13 protein-coding genes, 1 tRNA gene and 1 pseudogene are annotated in these 13,257 nt (G+C 66.2%); 9 read left to right on the forward strand and 6 right to left on the reverse strand.

Annotated elements, in window-relative coordinates; genetic code table 11:
- Nucleotides 1-64: 64 nt before the first annotated feature.
- Nucleotides 65-574 carry a GNAT family N-acetyltransferase gene (locus M1L58_RS14115; protein WP_248659362.1) on the reverse strand — a complete coding sequence of 170 codons (510 nt, stop codon included), beginning with the start codon at nt 572-574 and terminating at the stop codon, nt 65-67.
- Nucleotides 575-729: 155 nt separating this feature from the next.
- Between M1L58_RS14115 and M1L58_RS14120 the strand changes: the two genes are divergently transcribed.
- Together M1L58_RS14120 and M1L58_RS14125 are read left to right on the forward strand one after the other, a co-directional pair.
- A complete protein-coding gene (locus M1L58_RS14120; RefSeq protein ID WP_248659363.1) occupies nt 730-1,104 on the forward strand; it encodes a hypothetical protein in 375 nt (124 codons plus the stop codon).
- Nucleotides 1,104-2,645 (forward strand): hypothetical protein, encoded by a 1,542-nt coding sequence (locus tag M1L58_RS14125; RefSeq protein WP_248659364.1) that lies wholly within the window; start codon nt 1,104-1,106, stop codon nt 2,643-2,645. The genes M1L58_RS14120 and M1L58_RS14125 overlap by 1 nt, the downstream gene beginning before the upstream one ends.
- 2 nt (nt 2,646-2,647) lie before the next feature.
- Here M1L58_RS14125 and M1L58_RS14130 read toward each other — a convergent pair whose 3' ends face one another.
- Nucleotides 2,648-3,946 carry a uracil-xanthine permease family protein gene (locus M1L58_RS14130; RefSeq protein WP_040536020.1) on the reverse strand — a complete coding sequence of 433 codons (1,299 nt, stop codon included), beginning with the start codon at nt 3,944-3,946 and terminating at the stop codon, nt 2,648-2,650.
- A 126-nt stretch (nt 3,947-4,072) separates the two neighbouring features.
- Here M1L58_RS14130 and M1L58_RS14135 point away from each other — a divergent pair, with 126 nt between their 5' ends.
- From M1L58_RS14135 to cmrA, 3 genes are all read left to right on the forward strand, one after another.
- Nucleotides 4,073-4,621, forward strand: a complete 549-nt coding sequence (locus M1L58_RS14135; RefSeq protein ID WP_248659365.1) for a PadR family transcriptional regulator — start codon at nt 4,073-4,075, stop codon at nt 4,619-4,621.
- 90 nt (nt 4,622-4,711) lie between these two features.
- The gene (locus tag M1L58_RS14140) at nt 4,712-6,775 is read left to right on the forward strand and encodes an NADPH-dependent 2,4-dienoyl-CoA reductase (protein ID WP_248659366.1); all 2,064 of its coding nucleotides are present in this window, start codon (nt 4,712-4,714) and stop codon (nt 6,773-6,775) included.
- Nucleotides 6,776-6,847: 72 nt separating this feature from the next.
- Nucleotides 6,848-7,654: a mycolate reductase gene (cmrA, locus tag M1L58_RS14145; protein WP_248659367.1), complete on the forward strand. Its 807-nt coding sequence runs from the start codon at nt 6,848-6,850 to the stop codon at nt 7,652-7,654.
- A gap of 20 nt (nt 7,655-7,674) precedes the next feature.
- Here cmrA and M1L58_RS14150 read toward each other — a convergent pair whose 3' ends face one another.
- Nucleotides 7,675-9,273, reverse strand: a complete 1,599-nt coding sequence (locus M1L58_RS14150) for a helicase HerA-like domain-containing protein (RefSeq protein WP_248659368.1) — start codon at nt 9,271-9,273, stop codon at nt 7,675-7,677.
- A 70-nt stretch (nt 9,274-9,343) separates the two neighbouring features.
- Here M1L58_RS14150 and orn point away from each other — a divergent pair, with 70 nt between their 5' ends.
- Nucleotides 9,344-9,943, forward strand: coding sequence for an oligoribonuclease (orn, locus tag M1L58_RS14155; protein WP_006866715.1), 600 nt, complete (start codon nt 9,344-9,346; stop codon nt 9,941-9,943).
- Nucleotides 9,944-10,045: 102 nt separating this feature from the next.
- A tRNA-His gene (locus M1L58_RS14160) sits at nt 10,046-10,118 on the forward strand.
- Nucleotides 10,119-10,275: 157 nt separating this feature from the next.
- Here M1L58_RS14160 and M1L58_RS14165 read toward each other — a convergent pair.
- Nucleotides 10,276-10,590 carry a YciI family protein gene (locus M1L58_RS14165; RefSeq protein ID WP_248659369.1) on the reverse strand — a complete coding sequence of 105 codons (315 nt, stop codon included), beginning with the start codon at nt 10,588-10,590 and terminating at the stop codon, nt 10,276-10,278.
- On the opposite strand from M1L58_RS14165, the pseudogene M1L58_RS14170 reads away from it, so the two are divergent.
- Nucleotides 10,548-10,721, forward strand: a pseudogene (locus tag M1L58_RS14170) (RNA polymerase sigma factor); the annotation flags it as partial. The gene M1L58_RS14165 and the pseudogene M1L58_RS14170 overlap by 43 nt on opposite strands.
- Before the next feature lie 65 nt (nt 10,722-10,786).
- Here the strand turns inward: M1L58_RS14170 and M1L58_RS14175 are convergent.
- Nucleotides 10,787-11,251, reverse strand: a complete 465-nt coding sequence (locus M1L58_RS14175; RefSeq protein WP_248659370.1) for a hypothetical protein — start codon at nt 11,249-11,251, stop codon at nt 10,787-10,789.
- A gap of 82 nt (nt 11,252-11,333) precedes the next feature.
- Between M1L58_RS14175 and M1L58_RS14180 the strand changes: the two genes are divergently transcribed.
- A complete protein-coding gene (locus tag M1L58_RS14180; RefSeq protein WP_248659371.1) occupies nt 11,334-11,951 on the forward strand; it encodes a hypothetical protein in 618 nt (205 codons plus the stop codon).
- Between the two features lie 506 nt (nt 11,952-12,457).
- Here M1L58_RS14180 and M1L58_RS14185 read toward each other — a convergent pair.
- On the reverse strand, nt 12,458-13,162 hold the full coding sequence (locus tag M1L58_RS14185) for a signal peptidase I (protein ID WP_248659372.1): 705 nt from the start codon (nt 13,160-13,162) through the stop codon (nt 12,458-12,460).
- Between the last annotated feature and the right edge of the window lie 95 nt (nt 13,163-13,257).

Genomic DNA, 13,257 nt, shown 5'->3' on the forward strand with positions numbered 1-13,257 from the left:
GGCTCATTTAGCGGGAAGGAAATGAACAAGCGGGACGAAATCAGGCACGCGGGAACGACCCCGCTCAGATACCGAACGGCGCCGCGTAGCGGACCAGCCCGGACGGGATGTCGGCCCCGTCGAGACCGAGCACCATCAGCGCGTCCTCGGGCACCTCGATGCTCAGGCGGACACCGTGGTCGACGGCTCGTCGGAAACCGAAGCGCGGGTAGTAGTCGGGGTGACCCAGCACGACGACGGCGCTCTCCCCCATCTCGCGCGCCGCATCGAGGGCTGCGACGATCGCGGCCGAACCGGCCCCGGTGCGCTGGTGGTCGGCGGCGACCGCACACGGTGCCAGACACAGCGCCGGCGCATCGTCGATGTGGCAACGCGTCAGCAGCGCGAAGCCGACCGGGCGATCGTCGGCATCGACCGCGACCATGGACAGTCCGTCGATCCAGGCCGGGTCGGCGCGCAGCGCGTCGACCAGTTCGGCCTCCTCCGACGTCGGGAAGGCGTCGGCATTGATCTCGTGGACGCGCGCGATGTCGTCGGCCCGCTCCGACCTCGTGCGCCAAGTCTGTTGCGGCATCGGTGAGTCCCCTGTCCTGTGTCGAGTGCCCCCAAACGTAGCGACCGCTCATGGCCGGGCGAAACGATTTTTCGGAACCGCCGAGGCACCCGGCGCGTCCAAGAAGTGCATCACCTCGCCGGGTGGTCGCAGTCCTCGACGAGTCGCGGAGGATCATGCTCTTACCGTTCCCCATTCCCGTACCGATCCCGCTTGTGCCCCGATGGTTTCCCCGACCCGAACGCAGAAACGATTCGGACAAGGGCACTTTCGGGGTCTCGCCCGACGAGATCGAAGCCGTGGTCAGGTCGTGGCGCGGGAACGGCATCGCCATCTCCGCGATCGACACCGCGGCCATCGGCGAGGTCCAGGGTTCGTCGAGCCGGATCGCACACGCACTCCGCGACACCGCTGATCCCGCCCGCCGCGCGCTCGAGTCGATCGGCCACCGACTGCTGACGATGAGCGAACTCCTCGACACCTCTGTCACCACGACCGTCGCATCGGATGCCCGAGTGGCATCGACATTCGATTTGCTGCGGACCCGCTGATGCGCCCCTCGATCTCGGCCCTACGTGGGTGGAATCCGCAGTCCTTCTCCGACGCCGGGTCGGCGGCGACCCTGGCCGCCGAAGCCGTCGACACCGGAATCGACCGCGCTGTGCGGACTTTCGATTCCGTACGGTCGTGGCGCGGCCGCGCCCACGATGCGGCGCACCAGAAGATCTGGCAGGAACACGACCACGGCGGGGAGGTCCGCAACGTGCTGCAGATGATCGCCGACGAGGCCTCCGACGCGGGGACTGATCTGTCCCATGCACGTGATCACGTCCTTCGGATCGTCGACGCGGCGACGTCCTCCGGATTCGACGTCGCCGACGACGGGACCGTCACCCACCCCGATCCACGTCGAGCATCGACCGCGGCCGAGGTCTCCGAGACCATCGACTCGGGCCTGGCCGCGATCGACGCCCTCGACGAACGCTACGGCTCCCGACTCGACGGGTACGCCGCTGATCTGACAGCCATGGTCGACGGCCAACCCGACGTCATCTTGCCCGGCGGCCGGACGATGGACGCCGACGCCGCGATCCGCACGCTCGAGAGCCTCAGCCCACCCCAGATCCGGGCGATCGTCGGACACCTGGAACCCGACGACGTCCGACGCCTCCTCCAGGCGAATCCGCATGTCATGGGCAATCTTCCGGGCGTGCCCTTCGACGTCCGCATCCAGGCCAACGAGATCAACATCCGCAACGCCCTCGTCGACGAGGTCCAGGCCGGCCGGGGCGAGGGACGTCGGGCTCGAACGCTGCGGGAGATGTTGGCGCCCGGACCGGTCGAGCGGCGCTTCGTGACCTTTGTGAACACACCGCGGGGGCGTGTCGTGGAGATGATCGGATCGCTGCGCCCCGGCACCCGGAATACGACGACGTATGTACCCGGCACCGGCACCACCGTCGACACCGCCGCCGGCGACAACCGTCGCGCCGCAGCCGAACTCGCCGCACGGACGGGCGGCCCGGTGTTCCTCTATCTCGACGGCGACCTACCCCCGGACCTCCGCGCGGCCACGAGCACTTCTTTCGCTGCCGCCATGGCGCGTCGGCTCGAACTGTTCGGATCCGAACTCGACGCCGAGATCGCGTGCCACGCGCCAGAAGCGAGCACCACCTACATCGGCCACTCGTACGGCGGCTCTGTTGTCGGCACCGCCGAGCAGCTCGGCCTCACACCGGATCGCGTCATCTACGCGTCGTCGGCGGGCACCGGAGTTCTCGACCTGTCGCATCCGAGCGGCGTCGAACGTTATTCACTGACGTTCCCGGGCGACCCGATCCACCTCGCACAGTCGCTCCCCGGAAATCCGCATGGCTCCGACCCCGATTCGGCACCGGGAGTTACCCGCCTGGACACCGGCACGGTCACGATCGACGGCCGCACCTACGACAGCGGGATCAAGACCCACGGCGGTTACTGGAACGACCCCGACTCGACGGCCTTCCGGAACATGGTGAAGGTCATCACCGGTCGGCAACCCGACCTGTACGTCCCCCGGAAGCCCGACGTCGAATTGCGGCTGCCGTGGTGACGTCAGGACTTGTCGGGAACCACCGTCCCGCGCCAGCCGCCGATGATCCGCATCGAGTGGTAGATGACCAGTGCGGCCACCGAGCCCAGCGAGATGCCGGCGAAGACGAGATCGCCGACCTGCCAGGTGTAGTCGGCGATGCCGATGATGAGCGGGATCGCCGCGGTGAACTGGTTGATCGGCTTGGAGAAGTCGACCTTGTTGCTGACCCAGATCTGCACGCCGATGATGCCGACGAGGCCGTAGAGGGCGGTCGTGACGCCACCGAGAACGCCCGGCGGGATCGCGGCGATCACCGCACCGACCTTGGGCGACAGGCCGAGCAGGATCGCCGCCGCACCGGCCACCCAGTAGGCCGCGGTCGAGTAGACCTTGGTCGCCGACATCACGCCGATGTTCTCGGCGTAGGTCGTCGTCGCCGAACCACCACCGCTGCCCGCGAGCATGGTCGCGAGACCGTCGGCGGCGAGCGCACGGCCCATCGTGTCGTCGTAGTCCTTGCCGGTCATCATCGCCACCGATTTCACATGACCGATGTTCTCCACGACGAGCACCAGGACGACGGGAAGGAAGAGCGGCAGGACACCGAGATCGAAGGTCGGGGTCTGGAAGTCGGGCAGGCCGACCCACGCGGCGTCGGCGATGCCGGAGGTGTCGATGTAGTCGTTGTCGGAGTCGATCCAGTCGAGGACGAGCGCCAGAACATAACCGAACGCGACGCTGAGGAAGATCGCCAGACGCCCGAGAAGTCCGCGGAACAGCACCGCCGACGCGACGAGCAGGACCAGCACGATGGTCGCGAGAACCGGGTCCTCGACGAAGTTGTTCTTCGCGGCCGGAGCCAGGTTGAGGCCGATCAGCGCCACGATCGCGCCGGTAACCACCGGCGGCATCAGCGTCTCGATCCACCTCACCCCGGCGAAGTGGCTGATCAGACCGATGATGACGAGCAGTGCACCAACCGCGACCAGGCCGCCGAGCGCCGACGACGCACCGTCGGAGGCGACCGCTGCAGTGACCGGCGCGATGATCGCGAAGCTCGAGCCGAGATAGCTGGGCAGACGGTTACGGGTGATCAGCAGGAACAGGATGGTGCCGACACCCGAGAAGAGCAGGGTCGTCGACGGCGGGAACCCGGTGAGCACCGGCACCAGGAAGGTCGCACCGAACATCGCGACCACGTGCTGCAGACCGATACTCACGGTTTTCGGCCAGGTCAGCCGTTCCTCCGGTGCCACCACGGTGTTCGTCGTGAGCTTCCACGACAGCAGGTTCTGGGATCTCGTCCCCGGTTCAGTCATGCGCAACAGTTTGCGTCACTCACGGCTTACCCGCTCCCCTTACCCCGTGCTTACCCGGCCGCATATGCAACAAGACTCATACGCACCTTGTTGCATAGTGCGCTGTTGCAGTGTTAGCGTGCTCACATGGCGCTCGAACATGCGATTCTGGTGTCGCTGGCGGAGCGACCCGGCACGGGTTACGAGATCGGTCAGCAGTTCGACCGATCCATCGGTTACTTCTGGTCGGCGACCCACCAGCAGATCTATCGGACGCTCAAGAAGCTCCTCGACGACGGACTGGTCAGCGTCGAGTCGATCAGCCAGGACGGCCGCCCGGACAAGAAGGTCTACACGATCTCCGACACCGGCCGGGATGCGTTGGCGCAGTGGGCGATGAGCCCCACCCCACGGCAATCACTCCGTAGCGACATCGGCGTCAAACTCCGCGCCGCCGAGTTCGGTGACCTCGCCGCCATCATCGGCGAACTCAAGGCCCACCGCGACGAGCACGTCGCACAACTGAAGCTGTTCAAGGGGTTCCAGAAGGATTACTACCCTGAGCCCGACACCCTGACCGGCCGCAAACTCCACCAGTACCTCGTGCTGCGCGGCGGCATCCGGCAGGAGGAGGGCTACATCGAGTGGTGCGACGAGGTCATCCCGGCACTCGAACGCGAACTCGCCGGCACGTGAACCACCACCGGTGACTGCACGAACACCCAACCCAGACAGAGCGATACACGCACGAAGCGTCACGACGACACCGAGATGAAAGGTCGCGCCATGTCAGCCCACACGGCACAACCCAACCCGTACTACCCACACCTGTTCACACCGCTGCAGATCGGCGGCATGACCATCGAGAACCGTCTGGTGATGGGGTCGATGCACACGGGCCTCGAGGATCGTCTCTGGGACACCGACAAGCTCGCCGCCTACTTCGCCGAACGCGCCAAAGGTGGTGCGGGACTGATCATCACGGGTGGGTTCGGCACCAGCCGTACCGGTCTGCTCATGTTCGCGGGCGGCAAGATGACCAACGTCCTCGACTGGAAGCGTCATCAGCGCGTCACCAAGGCGGTGCACGACGAGGGCGGCAAGATCGCCATGCAGCTCATCCACGCCGGCCGTTACGGGTACACCCCGTTCAAGGTCGCGCCGGGCAAGGAGCCGTCGCCAATCCACCCGTTCAAGCACCTGCGGATGACCGAGCCGATCATCTGGCACGTCATCAAGACCTTCGGTCAGTCGGCGAAGCTGGCTCGCAAGGCCGGGTACGACGCCGTCGAGATCATGGGCGGCGAGGGATACCTGATCAACCAGTTCCTGTGTCCGCACACCAACGACCGCACCGACAAATGGGGCGGCAACACCGAGAACCGGCAGCGCTTCCTCGTGGAGGTCATCAAGGAGATCCGCCGTCAGGTTCCCCGCGACTTCCCGATCATCTTGCGTCAGTCGATCGCCGACCTGGTTCGCAAGGGCCAGACGTGGGACGAGATCGCCCTCATGGCACGCAAGGCCGAGGAGCACGGCGTCGACGCGATCAACACCGACATCGGCTGGCACGAGGCCCAGGTCCCCACGATCGTGACCTCGGTCCCCCGTGGTGCCTTCGTCAAGTTCACCGAGCGTCTCCGCGACGAGGTGTCGATCCCGCTGATCGCCGCCAACCGCATCAACACCGCGGAGTTCGCCGAGGAGATCCTCACCAACGGCCGCGTCGACGCCATCCAGATGGCCCGTCCGTTCCTCGCCGACCCCCACCTGGCCAACAAGGCCCGCGAGGGACGCGCCGACGAGATCAACACCTGCATCGGCTGCAACCAGGCCTGCCTCGACCACGCCTTCGTCGGCAAGAAGGTGTCGTGCCTGGTGAACCCGCGTGCGGGGCGTGAGACCACGCTGGTCCTCAGTCCGACGCGCAAGGCCAAGCGCGTGGCGGTCGTCGGCGCCGGTCCGGCCGGCCTGTCGGCTGCCGTCTCGAGCGCCGAACGCGGCCACAAGGTGACGCTGTTCGAGGGCGGCGAGTCCATCGGCGGCCAGTTCTCCATCGCCGCCCGCATCCCGGGCAAAGAGGAGTTCAACGAGACGATCCGCTACTTCACCCGCAAGCTCGAGGTCCTCGGCGTCGACGTCCGGCTCAACACCCGGGTCGACGCCGACACCCTCATCGCGGAGAAGTTCGACGACGTCATCGTCGCCACCGGCGTCGTACCGCGCATCCCGAGCTTCCCCGGCGTCGACCATCCGATGGCGATGTCGTACTCCGACGCCGTCCTCGGCCACCGCGAGATCGGCAAGCGGGTCGCCGTCATCGGCGCCGGCGGCATCGGCTTCGACGTCAGCGAGTTCCTCACCACCGACGAGTCGCCGACGCTGAATCTGAAGGAATGGGAACAGGAATGGGGCGTCACCGACGATCCGGAGAAGCCCGGTTTCGTCACCAAACCCCGTCCCCTGCCGCCGGTGCGTCAGGTCTACATGGTGCAGCGCAAGTCCGGTAAGCAGGGCAAGTCGCTCGGCAAGACGACCGGCTGGGTTCACCGCGCCACGATGAAGATGAAGGGCGTCGAGCAGATCAGCGGCGCCACCTACGACAAGATCGACGACCAGGGTCTGCACCTGAGCTTCCGCGACGACGAGGGCAACGTGACCGAGACCCGCCTCCTCGAGGTCGACAACGTGGTCATCTGTGCGGGCCAGGAATCGGTGCGCGAGCTCATCGATCCGCTGACCCTCGCCGGCGTCACCACCCACGTCATCGGCGGCGCCGACTACGCGGGCGAGCTCGACGCCAAGCGGGCGATCCGGCAGGGCACCGAGGTCGCCGCCGGTATCGACTGACCGGGAGAACCAGCTGTCGCTGTGCTCCGGCTCTCCTCGGGCCGGGGCGCAGTGGCCGCTACGATTGCTCCCATGCCGGTACCGCCGCCTTCAGCAACCGCCCGCGCCGTCGTCACCGGGGCCTCCTCCGGTATCGGCCGCGAGCTGGCCCGGGCGCTGGCCGCCCGTGGCCATTCGGTCATCCTCGTCGCCCGTCGTGGCGAACTCCTCGAAGAGCTCGCCGGCGAACTGCGCACGGCGCACAAAGTCGCGGTCGAGGTCCGCGCCGTAGATCTGTCCGACCCGACCAAGGTCGAGGTCCTCGCCGCCGAGTTCGCCGGACGAGAGATCTCGATCCTCTGCAACAACGCCGGCATCGCCACCTTCGGCCCCGTCGCCGAACTCGACGCCGCCTACGAGAAGTCGCAGGTCCTCCTGAACGTCAACGCCGTTCACGACCTCACCCTCGCGGTGCTCCCCCAGATGGTGAAGCGCGGCTCCGGCGGCATCCTCATGGTGGGGTCGGCGGCCGGCAACATGCCCATCCCGAACAACGCCACCTACGCGGCGTCGAAGGCCTTCGTCAACACCTTCAGCGAATCGCTGCGCGGTGAGGTCTCGTCCCAGGGCGTCCACGTCACGCTGCTCGCGCCCGGGCCCGTCCGCACCCACACGCCGACGCCCGAAGAGGAGTCGATCGTGGACAAGGTCGTCCCCGACTTCCTCTGGCATTCGTCGGCGAAGGTCGCGGAGATGAGCCTGGACGCGTTGGCGCACAACAAGATGCGCGTCGTTCCCGGAACCCTGTCCAAGGCGATGTCAGTGGCCGGCGGCTACACCCCGCGGGCCGTGGTCGCGCCGATCGTCGGCGGGTTCTACCGCAAGTTCAGCGCCGAGTAGGTCTTCGCGCCGAACACTTCTCACCGCTTGCGGCGCCGCCCCGTGCCGAAGATCGCCCGGCTGAACTCGCGTCCCGCGGCGCTGGCCGCCGACCGCAGGAAGCTCTGCATGGGCTTGCTGGTCAGCACCTCGGTGAGGATGCCGGGCTCCTCGGGGACGGGCTTCGGTGCCGGAGCACGTTTCGGAGCCGGCGCGGGAGCGGGTGCCGGAGCCGGGATGGGTGCCGGTGCGGGCGCGTCGGCAGGCTCGCCGGGCGCCAGGGTGTTGGCGGCGAGCATCTCGTAGGCCGACTCGCGGTCGATCGACTGCCCGTACTTCGCGTACAGCGGGCTCGCCTTGGCGGCGGCGGTGATCGCCTCCGCCCCGATGGCATCCATCGACGAACGCGGCGGACGCACGACCGTCCACGCGACGGGGGTCGGCGCACCCTTCTCCGACAGCACCGTCACCACGGCCTCACCGGTACCCAGGGAGGTGAGAACCTGCTCGAGCTTGTAGACCTCCGAGATCGGGTAGGTCTTCACCGTCTTTTTCAGCGCCTTCTGATCGTCAGGGGTGAAGGCGCGTAACGCATGCTGGATGCGGGCGCCGAGCTGCGAGAGCACCTCGTTGGGAATGTCGGTGGGCAGCTGCGAGCAGAAGAACACGCCCACGCCCTTCGAGCGGATCAGCTTGACCGTCTGGACGACCTGGTCGATGAATGCCTTCGACGCGTCGTCGAACAGCAGGTGCGACTCGTCGAAGATGAAGACCAGCTTCGGCTTGTCGAGGTCGCCGACCTCGGGCAGGTACTCGAAGAGGTCGGCCAGGATCCACATGAGGAAGGTCGAGAACAGAACGGGCCGGGAGGCCTGTGCGCCCAGTTCGAACAGCGTGATGATGCCCCGACCGTCGGCCGCGAGGCGGATGAGGTCGGCGGGTTCGATCTCGGGCTCACCGAAGAACGTGTCGCCGCCGTCTGCCTCGAGATTGGTCAGCGCACGCAGGATCACGCCCGCGGTCTGACGCGAGACCCCGCCGATGTTCTTGAGTTCTTCCTTGCCCTCGTCGCCGGTGAGGAAGGCGATCACCGACCGCAGGTCCTTCAGGTCGAGCAGCGGCAGACCCTTCTTGTCGGCCCAGTGGAAGATCAGTCCGAGGGTGGATTCCTGGGTGTCGTTGAGCCCCAACACCTTGGACAGCAGAATCGGGCCGAAGGACGTGATGGTCGCGCGGATGGGGACGCCGATGCCGGTGTCACCGAGCGAGACGAACTCGACGGGGTGAGCGGCGGGCTGCCAGGAGTCGCCGGTCTGCTGCGCGCGTTCGACGATCTTGTCGTTGCTGATGCCCTCGCGGCTCAGCCCGGAGAGGTCACCCTTGATGTCGGCCATCACCACGGGCACACCGTTGGCGGAGAGCTGTTCGGCCAGCAACTGCAGTGTCTTCGTCTTGCCGGTACCCGTGGCGCCGGCGACGAGGCCGTGCCGGTTCATCATCGCGAGCGGGATGCGCACCGAGGCGGTGGCGTCGACCTGGCCGTCCACCGACACCGTCCCGAGTTCGAGAGAGGTGGAGGTGAAGGCATAGCCGGCGGCGATGGTCTGAGCAGGGCTGAGGGCTTCGGTCACGAGGGACACAATAGCCCGCGGTGTACCGCTGTTCTCTGTCTGACGCGGGCCTGTCGTGGCGGTTGGCTAAGGTTGACGGGTGCAGGACAAACTGGTGTGGATCGATTGCGAGATGACCGGCCTCCGACTCGAGTCGGACAAGTTGATCGAGATCGCGGCCCTGGTCACCGATGGTGACCTCAACATCCTGGGTGACGGCGTCGACGTCGTCATCCACGCCGACGACGAGGCTCTCGCGTCGATGCCGGACGTCGTGACCAAGATGCACGCCGATTCCGGCCTCACCGAAGAGGTACGCGCGTCCACCGTCACGCTCGCCGAGGCGGAGAAGATGGTCCTCGACTACATCCGTAAACACGTGACGACGCCCGGCGCCGTCCCGCTGGCCGGCAACTCGATCGCCACCGACCGCGGCTTCATCGCCCGCGACATGCCCGAACTCGACGCCTACCTGCACTACCGCATGGTCGACGTCAGTTCGATCAAGGAATTGGCCCGACGCTGGTTCCCGAAGGTGTACTTCGGTCAGCCCGACAAGGGACTCGCCCACCGTGCCCTCGCCGACATCCGCGAGTCGATCCGCGAGCTCCGCTACTACCGTGCGGCGGCCTTCGTACCGGCACCCGGTCCCGACGTCGATGCTCTCGCGAAAATCGTCGAGGATCTCGGACCTGCCTGAAAACGCAGGTCAGATAACCGATTGGAGTTCTGCGGTATCTACCCGCTAGAGTGTTCTTGGCTCTGAGGCCAAGTGCGAAAGCACAGGTTTCCGACGCCGATGGTGGATGTAGTTCAGTTGGTAGAGCACCAGGTTGTGATCCTGGCTGTCGCGGGTTCGAGTCCCGTCATCCACCCCGACGAGTGGGAGGTCCGAATTTCGGACCTCCCACTTTTCGTTTTCCGGTGAGAAGTTCCGCCGGCTGTCGATATCGCGTCTGCCCGTACGTCACCATGGTGTCGGGCCGCTACGGTCCGGTGTTCGAAGCCAACAGGTCGAGCATCTGGCAGCCCTCATTCGATCGCCTCGTCGACGTCGGCGACGTCGGCGACGTCGGCGACGTCGGCGACGTCGATGACGTAGATGACGTAGACGCCGCCGACGAACTCCCGAAGTTCGGCAAACGGACCCGACGACGCCACCACACGCTCGCCGGTGCCGTTCATGTGCACGACCGCGCCTTCGTCGTCCAGGGCGAATGAACTGACCACCACGCCGGCCCGGGTGATCTCCTCGTCGAGGGCGAAGAACTCCTCGAGCGTGGCGCCACCCTCCTTGCCGCACGCCCGCACTCGACCGCTACCGCCCGTTCCATGTGGCGCGGGCACTCACGCTCGCGGAGCTCGACGATCACGACGGTGCGGCCGCCGCCTACCGACGCGCACTCGAGTCACCCGGCAACGACGCCGAAGACGGCTATCTCGCAAGCGCTCTCGCCGGATTGACTCAGGACTCCTGACACGAAAGATCCCGTTGCGTTTTGTCCCGGGTTACGGGACAAAACGCAACGGGATGTTTAACCGGTTACTCCTCGTCCGAGGGATCAGACGCGGACTCGCCGGAACTCGACCGCGCCCGGGTCTTCTTCTCCGGAGTCGGCACGGGGTCGGAGTCCTCGGCTTCTGCGGCGGGCGACTCGGCCGCGGGTGCATCCTCGGTCGGGGCCGCTTCCGGTTCGCTGGTCTCCGACGCGTTGGCGATGGGTGCGGGCGTGGACGTCGTCGAGGTCACCGGCACCTCCGGGTCCGGCAGGACGAACGTGAATCCCGCTGTGCCCTCGGGCTTCCAGATCGCCTTGCCGGCCGCGCCGGGCGCGGTGAACGTCACCCAGCCGGTGTAGGTCTGGCCCGGCGCCAGTTGGTCCGGCAGCTCCGGCCCCTCGTTCGGTGCCTGCCCGGGTGCCTGTTGCACTCCCCCGACCATCGGGGCGAAGTCATCCCAGTAGATCGACGACAATCGTCCGTCGTCGTCGGTATCCGACGTTGTCACGGACATCTTCACCGCGACTGTCGCCGGTGCACCGTCCGAAGGAGCCGTGGACTCGACCTTCTGAATCGTCGCCGTACCGAGGTTGGTTCCGTCGGTCGCAGTCACCGGGAACCGTTCCCCGACATCGACATCGGTCGGCGTCGTCGGGCCCTGCTTCAAGACCGGGGTTTCGGCGGCTTCGCTCTCGGAAGAGCTTGCTGACGAGGAACTCTCGGACACCGACTTCTCGGAGTTCGAGCTCGCGGAACTCTCCGATTCGGAACTCTCCGCCGCCGAACTCTCCGCGGACTCTGACGGCGTGGTGCTCTCGGAGGTCGGGGCGAGAGCGGCCATGCGGGCGGCCGCGCCGGCTACCGTCGGCTGGATGACACTGGGAAGCGGTTCCCCGATACCGCACTCGGCTCGAACGAACTGGACGGTGACTGTCCAGACTACGTCTGTGACTAGATCCCTAATGTCGGCATCTAGGACCAACGTCGACAGAGCGGTCTTGGCAGTCTTTGTCACGATGCTCTTCATCGTCCCCTGGACGCGGAATCCAACCGCTGAAACGTTGTTGATGGTCGTAGTTCCGCCCGCTCCGGGAACCGGGAAAGAATTCGAGGAGGACCCAACTCGGAAGTTGCCTCCCGAGGGTGCCACCGCACTGGTGGAAACGACGTTCCCCCAGTGGTCGGTCGTACAGCTCACCGAAGCCTGATATTGACTGTTGTCGGTGTTCAGAACAGTGGCGAGAAGAGTCGGCCACAGCTCGACCTCCTTCGCATACGACGCCGCAGTTGCGGTGACGTTCCCACCGGGACCGACCGAGTAGGTAGCTGATGACCGCCCGTCCGCGACCACTGTTCCCAGGAGCAGCAACCCGGTGCTGCGGCGGTGCGTCCAGCCGCTCTGGTTTGGCGTCGTTGCCGAACCGGGGCTGGTGTGGGTATAGGTGAGACTCGTTGCGGTGAACTCGCCGTTTGTGATGGCACGGTTGGTGATGGCGTGCGCCGTCACCGACCTCGGCGTAGCCCTCGAGAACCTCGCCACGAGTGAATGTGGCGCTCGCAAACACCTTGTCGTTCCACGCGGCGAGCACGCCGGTTGCCTGTGCGATCACGCCGAGGATCGCGATGAGGCCGACGACGGAGATCAGGATCTTGCTGCGCTTGGTGAGGTTCATACTTGCCGTGTGTCTCTATGAGTTGCGGAGGAAATCGGGGGTCAGGAACGTGAAAGGTGGACGTTCTCGTCTTCGCGACGCCCAGTGTTCGACTTCGGCCAGAACGCCCACAGGACGAGGAGTGCCGCGCCGAGGGTGATGGCGCCGAGGACGTAGGGATTCGACAACCAGACGATCTGTTTAGCGAGACCCGGTGCATGCCAGACGACTTTGCGTACCGTGCTCACGCGGTAGGGCACCGGGTCGGGGTTCGGGTTTGCGTCTCCCTGCATCTCGATCTGCACCTCACCGCCACCAAGACGTTCGACGGCGATCGCGCGGTGAGTGATCGGCTTCAGACCGACCCCGCGGTCGACGGTGATGATGTCGCCGACCTTCACCTCGCTCGCTGGGATCTCGTGCACGACGGCGATCGACCCTTGCGGAATCGTCGGATCCATAGAACCGGTCTTGAACATGATGATCGTGTAATTGCCTACGAACGCAAGCACTGTCAGTGCGATACACACCACGCCGAAGACGGCGAGGATGTTGAGCCCCCAGTCGACGAGCCGACTCCCCAGCGAGCGCGTCGCCGGACGCACTGCGTGCGACTCGACGGACAGCGACTCGACGGACAGCGACTCGGTGGGCGTCGAGTCCGTTGCCGGCGGCAGCGGCACCATCGGGATGGGCATGGTCGGCGCGTCGGAAGCCGGGATGTAGACAGGAGCCGACGTCCACACCGCACGCGGGGCGGGTGCCACGCTCCTTATCGGTGCTGTCACCGTCCACGAGTCCCGAATCCCGGACACGTTCGTGTCGGGTCGGTCGGTACCGGGATTCGCGGTCGTCGTCATCG

The organism is Gordonia sp. C13, assembly GCF_023218005.1.
Classification (GTDB): Bacteria; Actinomycetota; Actinomycetes; order Mycobacteriales; family Mycobacteriaceae; genus Gordonia; species Gordonia namibiensis.